We start from the raw sequence: 20,671 nt of genomic DNA on the forward strand, positions 1-20,671 counted from the left end.
TTTGATGGAAATGGATCAATATTTAGAAGTCTTTATTGAAGAGAGTAAAGAGCATCTCCAGTCTTGTAATGAGCATCTATTAGAATTGGAAAAAGAACCTGAAAATATTTCAATCGTCAATGAAATTTTCCGCTCAGCCCATACATTAAAGGGAATGTCAGCGACAATGGGGTATGACGATTTAGCTAGCCTCACACACCAAATGGAAAATGTCCTTGATGGCATTCGAAATATGAAAATTAATGTTACACCTTCCCTATTAGATATTGTTTTCAAAGCAGTAGATTATTTGGAAGAAATGATTTTTTCAATTGCTGACGGGGGCGACGGAAAAAAAGATGTTTCAGATGTCGTGTTTTTATTGAAAAAAATTGAAAGTGGAGACGTAATCAAGGATGATGAAGATACACCTGTCATTGTAAATCCAAAAACGGAAGATGCGGCTATAAAGTCTAATTATGATGATTTTGAATTAACAGTCATCCAACAATCAAAAGAACAAGGTTTTAATTGTTATGAAATTTCAATTGTTCTTAGAGAGGATTGTTTATTAAAGGCTGCTCGTGTATTTATGGTATTTGAGGTTCTCGAACAGATTGGTGAAATTATTAAATCCATTCCTTCAGTTGATCAGTTAGAGGAAGAGCAATTTCAAAGTGAGTTTACTGTAACCCTTGTATCAACTGAATTAGCCGAAAATATCGAAAAACGTATTATGAAAGTATCTGAAATAGATAGAGTAACAGTTCTAGATGTCCAACTTGATTCATTGAATGCTGTAACTCAAGAACATCTTCAGGCACAAGCAGAAGTTGCTCCTACACTTGCTGTTGGGGATGAACAACTGAAATCTGAAAAAGAAGACCAGCATCCTGCTAGATCAGGTACTAAGCATGGAGGAAATCACAAGACGATTAGGGTCAATATTGAACGACTTGATATTCTGATGAATTTATTTGAAGAACTGGTCATTGATAGAGGACGTTTAGAGCAAATTTCTCGTGACCTAAACCATTCTGAGTTAAATGAAACGGTAGAAAGAATGTCAAGAGTTTCAGGAGATTTACAAAATATCATCCTCACAATGAGAATGGTTCCTGTTGAAACCGTTTTTAATCGTTTCCCACGTATGGTACGCCAATTAGCCAAGGATTTGCATAAAAAAATTGACCTTCAAATCATAGGAGCGGAAACGGAATTAGATCGGACTGTTATCGATGAAATCGGTGACCCACTTGTACATCTTTTGCGCAATGCACTGGACCATGGGATTGAAACACCTGAAATCCGAGTGCAAAATGGAAAACAAGAAGAAGGTACTGTTATTTTACGTGCCTATCACAGTGGGAATCATGTCTTTATTGAAATTGAAGATGATGGTGCTGGTATTAGTCGTGATAAAATCATTCAAAAAGCGATTAACAAAGGGTTGATTACAGTGAAATCAGCCGAGACCTTAACTGATAGCCAAGTATTTGATTTCATTTTCTCATCCGGTTTTTCAACTGCTGAAAAGATATCGGATGTTTCTGGCCGTGGGGTTGGGCTAGACGTTGTAAAGAATACAATTGAATCACTAGGTGGCTCGATTACGATTCAATCTGCGATGGGAAAAGGATCTGTTTTTTCCATCCAGCTACCATTAACGTTATCTATCATATCGGTCATGCTTGTTGAAGTTCAAAATGAAAAGTTTGCAATACCACTTTCTTCAATTATTGAAACGGCTATCATCAAAAAAAGGGAGATCCTTCATGCCCACAATCAAAAAGTAATCGATTTTAGAGGCAAAGTTGTTCCGCTAGTAGACTTAAAAGATATTTTTGAAATACCTGCTGACACAGTTGAGGATGAATACCTTTCCGTTGTCATTGTGAAAAAAGCAGATAAATCCGCAGGACTCATTGTTGATTCGTTCATTGGTCAACAAGAGATTGTGTTGAAGTCGTTAGGAAACTATTTATCAAATGTGTTCGCCATTTCTGGAGCAACCATCTTAGGTGATGGTCAAGTAGCTTTAATCGTTGATTGTAATGCATTAATCAAATAAATTTTTTGTAGGTAATAGGGGGAGGAAACATGACTGAACAAGCAGCTGTGTTAAAAGTAATTGTATTTTCACTCCAAAATGAGGAATACGGGATACCAGTTTCTCAGGTACGTTCTATTGAAAAAGTACAGCACATTACTCGTGTACCTAGAACAGCACCATTTGTAAAGGGTGTTATTAATCTAAGAGGAGTTGTTACTCCAATTATTGATTTAAGAACACGTTTTGGTATGGTTGATACTGAGTATACGGACAGCACAAGGATTATTATTGTTGCGACGGATGATGCTGAAGTCGGATTAATTGTAGATACCGCAAATGACGTAATGGATATTCAAGTTGACTCAATTGAGCCTCCACCCGAGATTGTAGGTAGTGTTGAAGTAGAATACCTAGAAGGAGTAGCAAAGCTGGAGAAAAGGCTGCTTATTTTATTAAATCTAGAAAAGGTTCTTAATCCAAAATTAGTAAAGGAAAAGATGGAAGGATAATCGATATGTCATTTTTCAAACGTATTAATTCTACACATTTAGATATTTTAAAAGAGATTGGAAATATTGGGGTTGGGCACTCTGCTACCGCTTTGTCGAAGCTATTACAGCGAAAAATTGATATGCAGGTGCCAAATGTGAGAATCGTTTCGTTTGATGAAATGATGGAGTTTGCAGGTGGTGCTGAAAATATTGTTGCGGGTATTTTCCTCCGTATTGAAGGGGATTTAACCGGGAATATGTTTTTTATTTTGCAGCTTCCACAAGCTACAACATTAATCCAGGATGTCGTCGGTGATAAAAGTTTCTCTTTTGAAAGTGACTCTCAAAATGAAATGGGGATATCAGCGTTTCAAGAAGTTGGAAATATACTATCTGGCTCCTATCTTACATCATTATCAGATTTTACTGGGTTGAATTTGTATCCATCCGTTCCCGGTTTTTCAATCGATATGGTAGGTGCTATTATCGGCTATGGCTTACTGGAATTATCACAGGTAAGTGATTTTGCGATTGTCATCGAAACCGAAATTAAAGAAAATGAAAATCCAGAAAACAACAATATAAATGGGCATTTTTTGCTGTTGCCGGATCCTGATTCATTCGAAAAAATCTTCACTGCATTAGGAGTTCAAATTCATGATTGACTCTTCTCAAGTCATAAAAGTGGGGATCGCTGATATGAATGTTATTACTGCACCTGACTTAATCCGAACCTCTGGATTAGGTTCCTGTGTGGGGGTGGTCATTTATGATCAAGCAAAAAAGGTAGCAGGACTAGCCCATATCATGTTACCAAGTTCGGCCTCGACAAAAGCAGGAAACATCAATATTGCTAAATATGCAGATACTGCAATAGAGGAGCTCATATATAAAATTACTGGAATCGGTGGTCGGGAAAAGAGCCTAAAAGCCAAAATTGCTGGTGGGGCCCAAATGTTTCAATTTCAATCAGGCAGTGATATTATGAGAATTGGCCCGCGCAACATTGAAGCGGTGGAGGCAGAGTTAAAACGCTTAAAAATCACTCTTGTTGCTTCAGATGTTGGTGGGAGCAATGGTCGAACGATTGAATTTAATCCGGAGACAACCATATTAAAAATCCGCACAGTCAACAAAGGGACTAAGGAAATTTAAGTAGGTTAAAATAATGTTTCTTAAAATTAACGAAAAGGAGGAGTAGAATGTCCAGATTATCATCAACTGATCAAGAGGAGCATTGGCAGAAATGGACCGACTCAAGAGACCCAGATGCAGGGGATGCGCTTGTAAGAAAATACTTGCCTCTCGTATCATACCATGTACAGAGAATCTCAGTCACACTACCGAAAAGTGTGAATAAAGATGATTTAAAAAGTCTTGCGATGGTTGGGTTATATGATGCTCTGGAAAAATTCGATCCTTCTCGTGACTTAAAATTTGATACATATGCTTCCTTTCGAATACGAGGAGCCATATTAGACGGGCTCAGAAAGGAAGATTGGTTACCTAGAAGTTCAAGAGAAAAAACAAAAAAAGTGGAGTCTGCCATCGAAAAGCTAGAACAAAAGCTGATGCGCAATGTAACAATTTCGGAAATCGCCGCTGAAGTCGAGATGAGTGAAGAGGATGTTTATCAAACCATGAATGAAGGCTTCTTTGCAAATGTACTTTCCATGGACGATCATCAACATGATGACGAGGGCCTTGATAAATCAGCTTTTACCATAAAGGATTATGCGACCTTAACACCAGAAGAACATGTTGTTAAAAAAGAAGTACTTCACCAATTAATGAATGTCATCCAACAATTAAACGAAAAAGAGCAGTTGATTATAAGTTTATTTTATAAAGATGAGCTTACATTAACTGAAATTGGACAGGTTATGGGGTTATCGACATCGAGAATATCCCAAATTCACTCGAAGGCCCTCTTTAAATTAAGGGATATCTTACAAAAACACATCCATTAAAAAAAGGCATCAAAAAGGCGGGAGGATTGTGTCAGAATTAGAATTATTAATATCCAAGGATAAATTAACTGTACATATCAATGTCATGAGAGATTCTATACCTCTTCAAATTGAAGAGTCTGACGTCTATTCTTTACTGTCTAAACATGGAATTTCGTTTGGAATAAAACGAGATGTCATTTCTAAAATGGTTTCGGATGTGAATAGCATGCTTTTCCCCGTATTACTTGCAGAGGGCGAGGCTTCACAAAAAGGCGAAGATGGTTTTATAAAGCTAGAAACTGTTGAACAGAAACACGAGATTCATTCTAACGAGGTATTAAATTTTCGAAATGTAAGGCAAATACCGTCCGTAAGAGCAGGTCAGCTTGTTGCAACCATTTATCCGAGTAAGCTTGGGATTCCAGGAAGAAACGTATTCGGACATCCAATTGCAGCTGCAGATGGGAATCCAAATCCATCTATGGTGGGTAAAAACGTTGTGGAGACAAATGGGAAGCTTTACGCCTCAATTGACGGACAAATCACCTTATCAGATAAAAAGATTAACGTTCTCCCATTTTTTGAAGTAGATGGAGATTTAAATTTAAAAACCGGAAATATTGACTTTGTTGGGAATGTAACCATTAGAGGGAATGTACCTAGCGATTATGTTGTCAAAGCAGGTGGTGATATCTCAATATATGGCATTGTTGAAGGCGCACAAATAGTGGCGGGAGGTTCCATTTTTATATATGGAGGGATTGTTGGGTTTACAAAAGCATTGATTCGTGCCGAAGGGGATATTATTGCATCCTATTTGAATCAATGTCAGGTATATGCAGGAAAAAATATCGAAATAACAGGTTCGATTTTACATAGTGTCTGTTTTGCCAAAGAAAATGTTCATGCCATAACTGGGAGTCTCATTGGAGGACTAATATCGGCAGGGAACCATGTAACGGCAAAGGACATCGGCAATGCATCACATACAAAAACAGAGATCCAGATTGGAACAACTGAACATAATAGTGAAGAAGAAAAACGAATTCGTTCGGAAATAGATACAACAAAAGCCCATCTTCAAAAAGTTTTACTAATACTGCAGAAATTAGCAGAAAAATACAAGCGGACATCCATTCTAACAGAGGATGAAGTGCTACTTCTCAAAAGAGACAAACTCACACAAACGGAGCTAACAAAAAAGCTAGAGTTACTTGAATCAGAATTACTTGAACTTTCTTCAAAACAGAAGGAAGTGACTGCATTTATAATAGCTACCGGAAATCTATATCCGAATGTCAATATCCAATTTGGTAAATATAAAAGAATCACCAACCAACTCTTTCACCATGTAAAAGCGCAACTAGTTAATAAAGAGATTTCAATAGACATCTATTCTGAAAAATAAATTGGAAGAAGTGATAATCATTGAGTCTAAAATTAGTCGAGTTACAAGTTGCGATTCCAAGAACTCAGGATGCAGGAAAGGTCCAGGAACAAGTAATTAACCGTGGACAGCATATGCAAGACAAAATCACAGCAGAAAATGAGAAATTGGAGAAAAGAAACCGAGCAAAAGTCAACGAAAACAACAAATCTGAAAACGCACAAATACATAAGGATGCATCATCAAACTCTTTTTCAAAACAGCCTTCAAATAAAACTAAACATGCTGAACAAGAAGAGAAAGAGCAACATCCATACAAGGGCAATTTTATTGATATTGTGGGATAGAGGGAATTGAATGACAACCATATTATTTATACTTAGTTTTGCGTTACTTGCTGTTGCCTTTTTTTTAATCATTCTTTTATATCTTAAAATAACGCAACTAAAAGATGTTGAAATGAAACAAGAACGTTTACTAAAAGAATTTGAAAATGTGATCACTTCATATGTGATGGAAATCAAGGAAGAAAATGAAGTGTTTTTAAATAGAATTAAAGATATGAACCATGAACAAAAAGAAGAAAGCCAGAAGGAATCCATTCACATTAGAGAGCCGGAGTTAACTACTGATGATCTACAAGACCTTCTCCCGTCTTATTCAGATAGGGAGGAAGCTGGGAAGGTTAATCTAGTAGAAAATGAAATAAAACAAGAAACCCATGGAAATAATGAAAATAGTAAAGATACTATTGTTAGAGACATCGAACATCTTCTAAAACTGGGCCTTTCTTATGAAGAGATTGCAAAAAAACTAAATAAGGGAAAAACTGAAATCGAACTTTTACACAAATTTCGTCAAAACCACTAATTTTTCTTGACCCACTGATTTCGATTGTGGTATATTAATTTTTGGTGTTATCACACACGTTCATAGATTTAAGCATTGGTGCTGTTCATACAGTTTTGCTTAAAGATGATATGAACGGAGGACAAAAAACCATTAGGAGGATTCATCCATGTCAGTAATTTCTATGAAGCAATTGCTTGAAGCTGGTGTTCACTTCGGTCATCAAACTCGCCGTTGGAACCCAAAAATGAAGCGTTACATCTTTACAGAGCGTAACGGAATCTATATCATTGACCTTCAAAAAACAGTTAAGAAGGTTGAAGAAGCTTATAATTTCGTTAAGGAATTAGCAGGTAACGGTGGAACAATGCTTTTTGTTGGTACAAAAAAGCAAGCTCAAGATTCTGTTAAAGAAGAAGCTGAGCGTTCTGGAATGTACTTTGTTAACCAACGTTGGTTAGGTGGTACATTAACAAACTTTGAAACCATTCAAAAGCGTATCAAGCGTCTGAAAGACATTGAAAAAATGCAAGAAGACGGTACTTTTGATGTTTTACCTAAGAAAGAAGTTGTTCAGCTTAAGAAAGAGTTAGAACGTCTTGAAAAGTTCTTAGGCGGAATTAAAGATATGAAGCAATTACCAGATGCTTTATTCATCATCGACCCTCGTAAAGAGCGCATTGCCGTTGCAGAAGCACATAAATTAAACATCCCGATCGTAGGTATCGTTGATACTAACTGTGATCCAGATGAAATTGATTATGTAATCCCTGCAAACGATGATGCAATTCGCGCGGTTAAGCTTTTAACAGGAAAAATGGCAGACGCTATCCTAGAAGCTAAACAAGGTGAAGAAACATCTGCTTAATGAGCGAAAGGTGATAAGAGGGTTATGCCTTTTATCACCTTTTTTAAGAACTATATATTTTTACCGTTTTTAAGTCATAATACAAACAGAATGTTTAAAGAATTAATATTCGTTCAAGTACATAGTGGCAAATAAGGAGGAAAACATAATGGCAGTTACTGCACAAATGGTAAAAGAGCTCCGTGAAAAAACTGGAGCAGGAATGATGGACTGTAAAAAGGCTCTTACAGAAACTGATGGTGATATGGACAAAGCGATCGACTACCTTCGTGAAAAAGGTATTGCGAAAGCTGCGAAAAAAGGTGACCGTATCGCTGCTGAAGGTTTAACTTCTATTGAAGTTTCAGGTAATGAAGCAGTTATTTTAGAAGTAAACTCTGAAACAGATTTCGTTGCAAAGAACGAAGGCTTCCAAACGTTAGTAAAAGAATTAGGTGCTCATCTTTTAGCGAAAAAGCCAGCTAATGTTGAAGAAGCATTAGAACAAAAGATGGACAACGGTTCAACTGTTTCTGAATATATTAATGGTGCAATTGCAAAAATTGGAGAAAAGCTTTCCCTTCGTCGTTTCGAGATTGCTACAAAAGAAGACGGTGATGTATTTGGTGCTTACCTTCACATGGGTGGACGTATTGGCGTTCTGTCTGTTTTAGGTGGTACAACAGACGCTGATGTAGCAAAGGATGTAGCAATGCACGTAGCAGCGGTAAATCCTAAATATGTATCACGTGATCAAGTTTCTTCTGAAGAAGTTGAACATGAGCGTGAAGTTTTAACACAACAAGCATTAAATGAAGGTAAACCAGAAAATATCGTTGCGAAAATGGTTGAAGGACGCCTTGGTAAGTTCTTCGAAGATATCTGTCTTCTTGACCAAAGCTTCGTTAAAGACCCAGACCAAAAAGTTCGTAAGTTTGTTGAATCTAAAGGTGCTACAGTGAAGAGCTTCGTTCGTTACGAAGTTGGTGAAGGTATCGAGAAACGTCAAGATAACTTCGCTGAAGAAGTAATGAGCCAAGTGAAGAAGTAAAAAGAAAACAGGGAACACGTTATGTGTTCCCTCTTTTTGAAATGTTTAGTATTGCGCCATTAAAAAAGGTGCTAGTACTTTTTTTGTGTCTAGCACAAGGCGCCATCGGCTCTCAGGTCTAAGCCAATCGCTTCTGAAGGTAAAATGCACCTTCTGTCAGCGCTCGTCTTATGCTTGGCGCCGATAGGCGGGCGCATTGTACTTTTCTTAAAAGATGGAGGTTTTTTATTCGATGAGTGGTGCCAAATATAAGCGTGTAGTGTTAAAATTAAGTGGTGAAGCATTAGCGGGTGAACAGGGATTTGGCATAAATCCATCTGTAATCCAGTCTGTAGCAAAACAAGTGAAGGAAGTTGCTGAACTAGGAGTAGAAGTTGCAGTAGTTGTCGGTGGTGGAAATATTTGGAGAGGTAAGATTGGCAGTGAAATGGGGATGGACCGTGCTAATGCTGACTATATGGGAATGCTTGCAACGGTAATGAATTCCTTAGCTTTACAAGATAGCTTAGAAAATCAAGGAATTCAAACTCGTGTCCAAACCTCTATTGAAATGCGTCAAGTCGCTGAACCATACATAAGAAGAAAGGCAATTCGTCATCTTGAAAAGAAACGAGTTGTCATATTTGCAGCAGGTACAGGAAATCCTTACTTCTCAACAGATACAACTGCAGCCCTACGTGCTGCTGAAATCGAGGCAGAGGTTATCTTAATGGCTAAAAACAATGTTGATGGTGTCTATAATGCGGATCCATCAATAGATAAAACAGCTGTGAAATATGACACGTTATCCTATCTCGATGTTATAAAAGAAGGACTTGCTGTTATGGATTCCACTGCATCTTCACTTTGCATGGACAATGATATTCCGTTAATTGTTTTTTCAATTATGGAAGAAGGCAATATTAAACGTGCCGTTCTAGGAGAAAATATCGGAACAATTGTAAGGGGGAAATAACTTTATGGCAAATAATACCTTAAATCAAGTAAAAGATAAAATGTCTAAAGCAATCCAAGCATTGTCTCGTGAACTAGCAACTGTTAGGGCTGGTAGAGCGAACCCAGCAATCCTCGATAAGGTATCAGTTGATTACTATGGCGCACCAACGCCTTTAAATCAGCTTGCATCTATTAATGTACCTGAAGCTAGAATGCTTGTTATCCAACCATATGACAAATCCGTTCTAGGAGATATGGAAAAAGCGATTCAGAAGGCTGATTTAGGCTTAAATCCAACTAATGATGGGTCCATTATTCGTATTTCAATCCCACCACTAACAGAGGAAAGACGTCGTGAGTTAGTGAAGTTAGTAAAGAAATATGCGGAAGAATCTAAAGTTGCGATTCGTAATGTTCGTCGTGATGGAAATGATGAATTGAAAAAGCTTGAGAAAAATGGTGAAATCACTGAAGACGAATTGCGCAGCTTAACGGATGATGTTCAAAAGATCACGGATGAATCTATTAATAAGATTGATTCCGTTGCAAAAGAAAAAGAAAAAGAAATCATGGAAGTCTAATCCATTTCAATGTACAATATATTGTAAAAAGACCCTCTAACGTTTACAGGGGGTTTTTTTGTTAATACTGACTACTAATTAGTTACCTTGACCGATATAAAAATGGTAAAATGAAACTGGTCTGGTGCAAAAACACCAAGGCGCATTTGATTCAGGTGTTGGAGGACTTGTGAATGTTTGAAAAATTTAAAAAAACGAATAAAAAGCCAGTTTCTATTTCAGAAGAAGAAATAGTAAAAGGGTCAATTCCTAATCACATAGCGATTATAATGGATGGAAATGGGAGATGGGCAAAAAAACGTTCATTGCCCAGAACTGCTGGTCACCATGAAGGAATGAAGGTAGTTAAAAGAGTGACCAAGCTTGCCAGTAGACTTGGTGTAAAGACTTTAACAGTCTACGCGTTTTCAACAGAAAACTGGAAGCGTCCAGAGGATGAGGTTAATTATTTATTAAGACTTCCCCAAGAATTTTTGGGAACATTTCTACCTGAGTTGATTGAGGAAAACGTTCGGGTTCGTATCATGGGGAATAAAGAAGCAATTCCTGCGCATACTCAAAAAGCGGTAGATAAAGCTGTACATGATACAAAGCATAATACCGGCTTAGTATTAAACTTCGCACTTAATTATGGAGGTCGAGCAGAAATTTTAGATGCTGTAAATCACATTCTTTTGGACTATCAAGAGGGAAACCTACATAAAAAAATAGACGAGGATGTATTTGACCAATATTTAATGAGTGCTGGATTACAAGACCCGGATTTGTTAATCCGTACAAGCGGGGAAATACGATTAAGTAATTTTATGCTCTGGCAGCTTGCATATACCGAATTTTGGTTTACAGATGTATTATGGCCTGATTTTAAAGAGAAACATTTATTAGAGGCCATCCACGCATATCAAAAGAGAGGTCGGCGATTTGGGGGCGTATAAGACCCAATCGTTTTTGAAAAAGGAATGATAAGATGAAACAAAGAATTATTACAGCAATAATTGCAGCAGCAATTTTTCTACCGATTGTAATTATTGGTGGCATCCCGTTTACTATTTTAGTTTTTGTAATGGGTGCTATAGCTATTTTTGAGCTTCTACGGATGAAGCAAATTAAAATTGCATCAATCCCGGGCGTAATTTCTATCATATTGTTATGGATTATTTTAATTCCAAGTCAATACAATGATTTATTTACTACCCTTCAATTTACGAAAATTGAAATCGTCCTACTGATTGTTTTATTAATCTTAACGTATACGGTTGTTTCTAAAAATAGCTTCAATTTTGACGATGCTGGACTAGTTATCCTTGCAGCACTCTATATTGGTTTTGGTTTTTATTATATGATTGAAATAAGAGCGCTGGGATTAGCATATATATTTTATGCATTCGTTGTTATTTGGACTACTGATTCGGGGGCTTATTTTGTTGGGAGAAAACTAGGTAACAAAAAACTTTGGCCGGAAATTAGTCCGAATAAAACAATTGAGGGTTTCTTAGGTGGAATTGTTACAGCTATCATATTTGCGTTTGTATTTAACTTAATCACGGATTTATTTGATTCCTTCTTATCCCTTATTATCGTGACATTGTTTGTGTCTGTTTTTGGACAAATAGGGGATTTGGTAGAATCCGCGTTAAAGAGACATTATAATGTGAAAGATTCGGGGACATTGCTACCAGGTCATGGCGGAATCTTAGACCGTTTTGATAGCATGATATTTATCCTGCCGATTCTATATTTTTTAAGTGCTATTATTCAGTAGTGGTTTTGTATTGGGAGTGAGTTTGTGAAGAAAATTAGTTTATTAGGGGCAACGGGCTCCATCGGGCAACAAACATTGGATGTGATCAAGCAGCATCCAGAAAAGGTAAAGCTTGTTGCTATGTCTTTAGGGGAGAATGTGACCTTAGGGCGTGAAATTATACATAAGTTTTCACCAAAACTTGTTTCTGTAAAAACAAAAGAAACATGTGAAGTATTGAAAAGTGAGTTTTCTACCGATATTCAGTTTGTATATGGTGATGAAGGTTTAATTGAGGTTGCTACTTATGATGAAGCAACAATCGTTCTTAATGCTGTAGTTGGGAGTGTAGGCTTATTACCAACTTTAAAAGCAATTGAATCAAAAAAAACAATTGCGCTTGCTAACAAGGAAACTTTAGTTACTGCAGGGCACCTTGTTATGGATGCCGCAAAGAGACATGGCGTTGACATATTACCAGTAGATAGTGAGCACTCTGCTATCTTTCAATGCCTACAGGGTGAAGATGAAAAGAATGTGGAGAAACTCATTTTAACTGCTTCAGGCGGAAGTTTCCGTGATCGCACTCGTGATGAGCTTAAGGATGTTACGATTGAAGATGCACTTAATCATCCGAACTGGTCAATGGGTGCTAAAATAACCATTGATTCAGCAACGATGATGAACAAAGGGTTAGAAGTGATTGAAGCTCATTGGTTGTTTAATCTTCCATATGAACAAATCGATGTTCTTCTACATAAAGAAAGCATTATTCATTCCATGGTTGAGTTTCATGATAGCAGTGTCATTGCCCAGCTTGGAACACCAGATATGAGGGTTCCTATTCAATACGCCTTTTCTTATCCAGATCGTTTTCCAATGCCTGCATCTAAGGAGAGATTACGCCTTTGGGAAATCGGAAAACTACATTTTGCAAAGCCGGATTTTGACAGATTTAGATGCCTTGGATTTGCTTTTCATGCGGGTAAAACAGGTGGGACTCTTCCAACTGTATTAAATGCTGCAAATGAAGAGGCGGTGTCAGGATTTTTAAATAGTAAAATCTCATTCTTAGAGATTGAGGAAATCATAGAAGAAGCATTGGAAAAACATGATACCATCCAAAAACCAAGTTTGGATATCATCCAACAAGTGGATCAGCAAACTCGAGTTTTTGTTCGTGACTTGGTAGATAAGAAATAGTTCTTTACGTCTAGCTTCAAGTGCCATCGGCTCGAGGTCACAAGTCAATAGTTTCTGAAGGCAAAAAGTGCCTTCCGTCAGCTCTCGTCTTGTGTTCGTCGCCCATAACTGGGCGTGCTTAATGCTTTTGGCTTAATCTAACAAAAGGTGGTTAAATATGTGGAGACTGTGATAGCCTTTATCATAATATTTGGTGCACTTGTATTTTTTCATGAGTGGGGGCATCTCGTTTTAGCTAAGCGAGCCGGAATTCTCTGTCGTGAATTTGCAATTGGGATGGGACCAAAGGTATTTACCTTTAGAAAAAATGAAACACTTTACACAATTCGTCTCCTTCCGATTGGCGGATATGTTAGAATGGCTGGCGAAGACCCGGAAATGGTTGAAATTAAACCAGGTCATAACATCGGGTTGTTATTCAATAAAGATGGGAAAGTCGATAAAATCGTTTTAAATAATAAGGACAAATATCCAGATTTAAAGGTAGTCGAGGTTGAGGATGCTGACTTAGAGCACGGCTTATTTATTACTGGCTATGAAGATGGAGAAGATGAGGTTCTAAAAAGATATGAGGTTAGTGAGACTGCTTTTTTTGTGATGGATGGACAAGAAACGCAAATCGCCCCTTATAATCGCCAATTCGCCTCTAAAACATTAATGCAGCGTACATTGGCAATTGCAGCTGGTCCGGCAATGAATTTTGTACTAGCTTTTATTATTTTAATTGTAATCGGCTTATTACAAGGGACTCCGGTTGATAAACCGATCCTTGGAAAATTAACGGAAGATGGAGCAGCACTTCAAGCTGGACTCCATGAAGGTGATATTGTTCGTGAAATCGATAATGAACAAGTTTCGACTTGGAATGATATTGTAAATATTATTCGCGCAAATCCCGAGGAAGAAATCGGATTTGTGGTCGAGCGTAATGGTAACCTTCATGAAATTTCGGTAACCCCTAAAGCTCAACAGCTTGAGGATGAAACAATTGGGGTCATAGGTGTTTATGGTCCAGTAGAGAAATCAGTTTTACCTTCATTGAAATATGGGGTTTTGGAAACCTTTATGTGGACTAAGGAAATATTACTCGGTCTAGGAAAGCTTATTACAGGTCAATTCTCAATTGACATGCTTTCAGGACCTGTTGGAATATATGTATCAACTGATACAGTTGTTCAATCTGGAATCTTTTATGTGATGAAATGGGCTGCTATTCTTAGCATTAACCTAGGAATTGTGAACCTGTTGCCACTGCCAGCTCTTGATGGTGGACGATTAGTGTTCTTTGCGTTGGAAGCTGTACGAGGAAAACCGATTGACAAGCAAAAGGAAGGTATGGTTCATTTTATTGGATTTGCCTTACTAATGCTGCTAATGTTGGTTGTAACATGGAATGATATTCAACGATTCTTTTTATAAATTGAAGTTCAATTAAACGAGGTGCAAGATATGAAACAAAGTATGACACTTATCCCTACACTAAGAGAAGTACCTGCTGATGCAGAAATCAAAAGTCACCAACTTTTAATTCGTGCAGGTTTTATTAGACAAAATGCAAGTGGTGTTTATAGTTATCTTCCATTAGCAAGACGAGTTTTACAAAAAATCGAAACCATTGTCCGTGAGGAAATGGAGCGGGCTGGTGCAGCAGAACTCCTTATGCCAGCTTTAACAGCTGCTGAGCTCTGGCAGGAATCTGGGCGTTGGTATTCGTATGGTCCAGAACTAATGCGTCTGCATGATCGTCATCAGCGTGATTTCGTATTAGGACCAACCCATGAAGAAGTAATTACGAGTCTTGTCCGTGATGAAATTAAATCATATAAAAGACTACCGATTACACTTTATCAAATTCAAACAAAATTCCGTGATGAAAAAAGACCTCGTTTCGGCCTCCTGCGTGGTCGAGAATTCATCATGAAAGATGCCTATTCATTTCATGCTGATCAAGATAGCCTTCATGAGGTATATGAAAAAATGTATACCGCCTATTCAAATGTATTTGCACGTTGCGGACTTAACTTCCGTGCCGTTATTGCTGACTCTGGTGCAATGGGTGGTAAAGATACCCACGAATTCATGGTTCTATCGAAAGTCGGAGAGGACACGATTGCCTATTCTGACACTTCTTCATTTGCGGCAAATATTGAAATGGCACCAGTTGTCATGGAATATCCAAAAAGTGATGAGCCAGCAAAAGAGCTAGAAAAAGTAGAAACAATCGGAAAGAAGACAATTGAAGATGTGGCTGCTTTCCTTGATGTTTCAAAGGATAAATGTATAAAATCACTTCTTTTTGAGGTGGACGAGGAATTTGTTCTTGTGTTAGCTCGTGGTGACCATGAAATAAATGATATAAAAGTGAAAAATCTGCTAGAAGCTACAACTGTAGAATTAGCAAGTACTGAAGATACTGAGCGGATTATGGGCTGTACAGTTGGTTCATTAGGTCCAATTAATGTAACGAAGGAAATCACTGTAATAGCTGACCATGCCGTAGCATCAGTTGTTAATGGAGTCTGTGGTGCAAACGAAGAGAATTATCATTTTATCAATGTAAACCCGGATCGTGATTTTGCAGGAATACAATTTGCAGACCTTCGCTTCATTCAAGAAGGGGATCCATCACCTGATGGACAAGGTAAAATTGTGTTTGCAGAAGGTATCGAAGTCGGCCATATCTTTAAGCTCGGTACACGGTATAGTGAAGCGATGGGCGCAACCTTCCTCGATGAAAATGGAAGATCACAGCCAATGATTATGGGATGCTATGGTATTGGCGTCTCTAGAACTCTTTCCGCTGTTGCAGAGCAATCGAATGATGAAAATGGTCTGATTTGGCCTGAGAATTTAGCGCCATATGATCTTCACCTTATCCCTGTAAATATTAAGAACGAAGAACAAAAAGCACTATCTGAATCTTTATATGTCGCCCTACAGGAAAGCGGCTATGACGTTTTATTTGATGATCGTATTGAACGCCCAGGGGTAAAATTTGCAGATTCCGATTTAATTGGACTGCCACTACGAGTCACTGTTGGAAAACGTACTAGTGAAGGCATTGTTGAAGTGAAGATTCGTAAGACAGGGGAAACATTGGAAATAAATATTGAAAATCTTATCGAGACAATTAAGAAATATGTAGTAAAATAAATAATAGAAAAGAAGAGGGTACCTCGATCATTTGAGGTACCTTCATTATTCTGTCTGAAGAGGGGGAACGAGGATGGAATTATCGCCACAGCAAAAAGAACGTTTTAAAGTATTGCTCCAACAACTTGAATTAACTGACGATGCACTGGTTGCACACTTTGATAATGCAGGTATTGTAAAACTGATGATTGACAAAGAAAACAAAGCATGGCATTTTTTATTTTCTTTTGAACATGTAATTCCTGCTGATGTCATGAGGATTTTTTCGACCCAAATGCGAACAAAATTCGCCCATATTGCATCTGTAACCTTCTCTTTACATGTTGGGTCTCAGCAAGTGACTGAAGAAATGGTCCAAGCATATTGGCCGTTATGTTTACAAGAATTAGATGGAATTGCACCACCAATTCTATCGTTATTGCATGATCAACTTCCGACCCAGCAGGGTCTTAAACTGCACATAAAAACAAGAAATGATACTGAATCTATTGCGATTAAGAAAAAATACGGTCAATTGATAGGAAATGTGTATCAATCCTATGGTTTTCCAATGTTCACCCTTGAAACAGAAGTAGAGGTTTCAAATAAGGAGTACGAACAGTTTCTAGAGAAAAAACAACAAGAAGATCAGGAGAAAGCATTGTTAGCCGTTGCTGACATGCAGAAGAAGGAAAAGGATAAAGAACAAGCAAACTCCGTTTCTGGACCGATTACAATTGGCTATACAATTAAGGAAGATGAAGACTTTAAAGAGATTAGTTCAATCCTTGACGAAGAGCGGAGAATTGCGATTCAAGGCTATATCTTCTTTGCGGAGACGAGGGAGTTACGTAGTGGCAGAACACTTCTAACTTTCAAGGTTACCGATTATACGGATTCAATTCTAGTAAAAGTATTCTCACGTGATAAAGAAGATGTTCATCTTTTACAGTCGATTAAAAAAGGTATGTGGGTACGAGTACGTGGAAGTATCCAGAATGATACCTTTGTTAGAGACTTAGTAATGATTGCGAATGATATTAATGAAATCCAGCCTTTGAATGAAAGAAAAGACACAGCTCCTGAGGGAGAAAAACGTGTTGAGCTTCACTTGCATACACCGATGAGTCAGATGGATGCTGTCACTTCAATTAGCCAATTAGTTGGACAAGCTAAAAAATGGGGCCACACAGCTATTGCTTTAACAGACCATGCTGGTGCTCAATCATTCCCAGAAGCATATTCAGCTGCTAAGAAAAATGGGATAAAGATGATCTATGGTGTGGAAGCTAATTTGGTCGATGATGGTGTCCCAATTGCATATAATTCACAGCATCGTAATTTAGAAGAGGATACGTATGTCGTGTTTGACGTTGAAACAACAGGTTTATCTGCGGTCTATAACACGATTATAGAGTTGGCTGCTGTTAAAGTGAAAAACGGTGAAATCATTGATCGATTTGAATCATTTGCTAACCCGCATCATCGCTTAAGTGCAACGACAATCGATCTAACTGGAATCACAGATGACATGGTGAGTTCAGCGCCAGAAGTTAGTGAAGTTTTAGTGAAATTTAAGGAATGGGCTGGGGATGCCATATTAGTAGCGCATAACGCAAGCTTTGATATGGGTTTCCTGAATGTAGGTTATAAAAAGTGCGGACTTGAGCCAGCGACCAATCCTGTCATTGATACATTAGAACTTGCTAGATTTTTATATCCGGATTTAAAAAACCACCGTTTAAATACATTGTGTAAAAAGTTTGATATTGAATTAACCCAGCATCACCGTGCGATATATGATGCAGAGGCAACCGGATTTTTAGCAGTTAAATTGTTAAAAGATGCAGCTGAAAAAGAAATTAACTACCATGATCAATTAAATGATTACATGGGGCAAGGTAAATCATACCAACGTTCTCGACCATATCATGCGACATTACTTGCCCAAAATGATGTGGGTCTTAAGAACTTATTTAAATTAATTTCGTTAGCACATATTCATTATTATTACCGTGTGCCTCGTATTCCAAGGTCACAACTCCAAAAATATCGAGAAGGTATTTTAGTAGGCTCTGCTTGTGATAAAGGGGAAGTATTTGAAGGTATGATGCAGAAGTCGCCTGAGGAAGTAGAGTCTATTGCTCAGTTTTACGACTATCTAGAGGTTCAGCCACCATCAAACTATAAACATTTATTAGAATTAGATTTGATTCAAAATGAGCGGGAACTTAGGGATATCTTAAAGAATATTGTCGGCCTTGGTGAAAAGCTGAATATACCGGTAGTTGCAACTGGAAATGTACATTATCTTAACCCAGAGGATCATATATACCGAAAAATTTTAGTAAGGTCTCAGGGTGGAGCGAATCCGTTAAATCGACACTCACTTCCAGAGGTCCATTTCCGAACAACAAACGAAATGTTAGATTGTTTCTCTTTCCTTGATAAAGCTAAAGCGAAGGAAATTGTCGTTACAAATACACAAAAAGTGGCAGACATGATTGATGAAGTGAAGCCGATTAAAGATGATCTGTATACCCCTAAAATCGAAGGTGCGGAAGATGAAATTAGGGATATGAGCTATAGCATGGCAAGAAGCATCTATGGCGAAGAATTACCCGAAATCGTAGAAAAGCGTTTGGAAAAAGAACTTAAAAGTATCATTGGTCATGGATTCGCAGTTATTTACTTGATTTCCCATAAACTTGTTAAAAAATCACTTGATGATGGGTATCTAGTAGGTTCTCGTGGTTCAGTTGGTTCATCGTTAGTCGCTACGATGACGGAAATTACAGAGGTTAACCCATTACCACCACATTATGTATGTCCGGACTGCAAACATTCTGAGTTCTTTAACGATGGTTCTGTCGGTTCTGGATTTGACCTCCCAGATAAGCAATGCCCAAATTGCGGCGCTTATTATAAAAAGGACGGACATGATATTCCTTTCGAAACATTTTTAGGATTTAAAGGTGACAAAGTACCGGATATCGACTTAAACTTCTCTGGTGAATACCAGCCGCGTGCTCATAACTATACAAAGGTGTTATTTGGTGAGGAGTATGTATATCGTGCAGGAACCATTGGTACCGTTGCTGAAAAAACTGCCTATGGGTATGTAAAAGGGTATGCGAATGATCATAACTTAACCATGCGCGGTGCCGAAACAGATCGATTAGTAGCAGGTTGTACCGGTGTTAAACGAACAACTGGACAGCACCCTGGTGGTATTATCGTTGTACCAGACTACATGGATATTTATGATTTTTCACCTATTCAATTTCCTGCAGATGATATAAACTCTGAATGGCGAACAACCCATTTCGATTTCCATTCTATTCATGACAATGTGTTAAAGCTAGATATTCTTGGACACGATGATCCAACAGTTATCCGGATGCTCCAAGATTTAAGTGGGATTGATCCAAAAACAATCCCAACTGATGACCCTGAGGTTATGAAAATTTTCAGTGGAACAGAATCACTTGGTGTAACTGAAGAGCAGATTATGTGTAAAACAGGTACCCTCGGGATTCCGGAATTCGGTACAAGATTTGTACGTCAAATGCTTGAGGATACAAAGCCGACTACTTTCTCTGAATTAGTTCAGATTTCTGGATTATCGCATGGTACAGATGTTTGGCTTGGAAATGCACAGGAGCTCATCCATAATAATATTTGTACGCTTAGCGAAGTTATTGGTTGTCGTGACGATATAATGGTTTATCTTATCTATAAAGGATTAGATCCGTCATTGGCATTTAAAATCATGGAATCAGTCCGAAAAGGTAAAGGACTGACCGATGAATTTATCGAAGAAATGAAGAAAAATGATGTTCCTGATTGGTATATCGATTCATGCTTGAAAATAAAATATATGTTCCCGAAAGCCCATGCTGCAGCTTATGTTCTAATGGCTGTAAGGATTGCTTACTTTAAGGTTCATTTGCCATTACTCTATTATGCAGCATACTTCACTGTTCGCGCAGACGATTTCGATGTAGAGGCATTAGTTCGTGGTTCCAGTACAATTCGTGCTCGTATGGAAGAAATCAATGCTAAAGGGCTTGATGCTTCACCTAAAGAAAAGAACCTACTAACCGTTCTTGAGTTAGCACTTGAAATGTGTGAGCGTGGATTTTCCTTTAATAAGGTAGATTTATACCGCTCAAGTGCAACTGAATTTATCATTGACGGAGATGCCCTCATTCCTCCGTTCAATTCGATTCCTGGACTTGGTACTAACGCCGCTATTAATATTGTAAAAGCGAGAGAACAAGGTGAATTTTTATCAAAAGAAGATTTACAAAAGCGCGGGAAAGTATCAAAGACAATCATGGAATATCTTGAAAACCTTGGCTGCCTTGAGGATATGCCAGAACAAAATCAATTATCCTTGTTCTAATCAAGACTTTTATTTGCATATAAACAGCGATTATGTTATAGTTTTTATGGAAATGCTATGT

The 20,671-nt window shown here is 37.8% G+C and carries 18 protein-coding genes; all 18 read left to right on the forward strand.

Features of this window, described 5'->3' with window-relative positions:
- The first annotated feature begins 4 nt into the window (after positions 1–4).
- The 18 genes from E1I69_RS04245 (at position 5) to E1I69_RS04330 (ending at position 20,610) form a co-directional block, all read left to right on the forward strand.
- Complete coding sequence (locus tag E1I69_RS04245; protein WP_136378359.1) at positions 5–2,050, forward strand: chemotaxis protein CheA; 2,046 nt, start codon at positions 5–7, stop codon at positions 2,048–2,050.
- 29 nt (positions 2,051–2,079) lie between these two features.
- Positions 2,080–2,541 (forward strand): chemotaxis protein CheW, encoded by a 462-nt coding sequence (locus E1I69_RS04250; RefSeq protein ID WP_136378360.1) that lies wholly within the window; start codon positions 2,080–2,082, stop codon positions 2,539–2,541.
- A 5-nt stretch (positions 2,542–2,546) separates the two neighbouring features.
- A complete protein-coding gene (locus tag E1I69_RS04255) occupies positions 2,547–3,188 on the forward strand; it encodes a chemotaxis protein CheC (RefSeq protein WP_136378361.1) in 642 nt (213 codons plus the stop codon).
- The gene (locus tag E1I69_RS04260; protein ID WP_136378362.1) at positions 3,181–3,678 is read left to right on the forward strand and encodes a chemotaxis protein CheD; all 498 of its coding nucleotides are present in this window, start codon (positions 3,181–3,183) and stop codon (positions 3,676–3,678) included. Before E1I69_RS04255 ends, E1I69_RS04260 begins: the two co-directional genes overlap by 8 nt.
- Positions 3,679–3,725: 47 nt before the next feature.
- Complete coding sequence (locus E1I69_RS04265) at positions 3,726–4,493, forward strand: FliA/WhiG family RNA polymerase sigma factor (protein ID WP_136378363.1); 768 nt, start codon at positions 3,726–3,728, stop codon at positions 4,491–4,493.
- A gap of 28 nt (positions 4,494–4,521) precedes the next feature.
- The gene (locus E1I69_RS04270) at positions 4,522–5,883 is read left to right on the forward strand and encodes a DUF342 domain-containing protein (protein ID WP_136378364.1); all 1,362 of its coding nucleotides are present in this window, start codon (positions 4,522–4,524) and stop codon (positions 5,881–5,883) included.
- 20 nt (positions 5,884–5,903) lie between these two features.
- On the forward strand, positions 5,904–6,209 hold the full coding sequence (locus E1I69_RS04275) for a hypothetical protein (RefSeq protein ID WP_136378365.1): 306 nt from the start codon (positions 5,904–5,906) through the stop codon (positions 6,207–6,209).
- Positions 6,210–6,219: 10 nt separating this feature from the next.
- Positions 6,220–6,732 (forward strand): hypothetical protein, encoded by a 513-nt coding sequence (locus E1I69_RS04280; RefSeq protein ID WP_136378366.1) that lies wholly within the window; start codon positions 6,220–6,222, stop codon positions 6,730–6,732.
- A 148-nt stretch (positions 6,733–6,880) separates the two neighbouring features.
- Positions 6,881–7,579, forward strand: coding sequence for a 30S ribosomal protein S2 (gene rpsB / locus E1I69_RS04285; RefSeq protein ID WP_010282364.1), 699 nt, complete (start codon positions 6,881–6,883; stop codon positions 7,577–7,579).
- A 148-nt stretch (positions 7,580–7,727) separates the two neighbouring features.
- On the forward strand, positions 7,728–8,609 hold the full coding sequence (gene tsf, locus E1I69_RS04290; RefSeq protein WP_136378367.1) for a translation elongation factor Ts: 882 nt from the start codon (positions 7,728–7,730) through the stop codon (positions 8,607–8,609).
- A 232-nt stretch (positions 8,610–8,841) separates the two neighbouring features.
- The gene (gene pyrH / locus E1I69_RS04295) at positions 8,842–9,564 is read left to right on the forward strand and encodes a UMP kinase (protein WP_136378368.1); all 723 of its coding nucleotides are present in this window, start codon (positions 8,842–8,844) and stop codon (positions 9,562–9,564) included.
- Between the two features lie 4 nt (positions 9,565–9,568).
- On the forward strand, positions 9,569–10,126 hold the full coding sequence (frr, locus tag E1I69_RS04300; RefSeq protein ID WP_136378369.1) for a ribosome recycling factor: 558 nt from the start codon (positions 9,569–9,571) through the stop codon (positions 10,124–10,126).
- A 173-nt stretch (positions 10,127–10,299) separates the two neighbouring features.
- Positions 10,300–11,061 (forward strand): isoprenyl transferase, encoded by a 762-nt coding sequence (locus tag E1I69_RS04305; RefSeq protein ID WP_136378370.1) that lies wholly within the window; start codon positions 10,300–10,302, stop codon positions 11,059–11,061.
- Between the two features lie 32 nt (positions 11,062–11,093).
- Positions 11,094–11,888 carry a phosphatidate cytidylyltransferase gene (locus E1I69_RS04310; RefSeq protein WP_136378371.1) on the forward strand — a complete coding sequence of 265 codons (795 nt, stop codon included), beginning with the start codon at positions 11,094–11,096 and terminating at the stop codon, positions 11,886–11,888.
- Positions 11,889–11,912: 24 nt separating this feature from the next.
- Positions 11,913–13,070 (forward strand): 1-deoxy-D-xylulose-5-phosphate reductoisomerase, encoded by a 1,158-nt coding sequence (locus E1I69_RS04315; protein WP_136378372.1) that lies wholly within the window; start codon positions 11,913–11,915, stop codon positions 13,068–13,070.
- Between the two features lie 159 nt (positions 13,071–13,229).
- Entirely contained in the window at positions 13,230–14,489 is a 1,260-nt protein-coding gene (gene rseP / locus E1I69_RS04320) for an RIP metalloprotease RseP (protein WP_136378373.1), read from the forward strand.
- 30 nt (positions 14,490–14,519) lie between these two features.
- A complete protein-coding gene (locus tag E1I69_RS04325; RefSeq protein ID WP_136378374.1) occupies positions 14,520–16,223 on the forward strand; it encodes a proline--tRNA ligase in 1,704 nt (567 codons plus the stop codon).
- Positions 16,224–16,296: 73 nt separating this feature from the next.
- A complete protein-coding gene (locus E1I69_RS04330) occupies positions 16,297–20,610 on the forward strand; it encodes a PolC-type DNA polymerase III (RefSeq protein WP_136378375.1) in 4,314 nt (1,437 codons plus the stop codon).
- Positions 20,611–20,671 lie beyond the last annotated feature (61 nt).

The organism is Bacillus timonensis (genome assembly GCF_004799755.1).
GTDB classification, from domain to species: Bacteria; Bacillota; Bacilli; order Bacillales; family Bacillaceae_L; genus Ferdinandcohnia; species Ferdinandcohnia timonensis_A.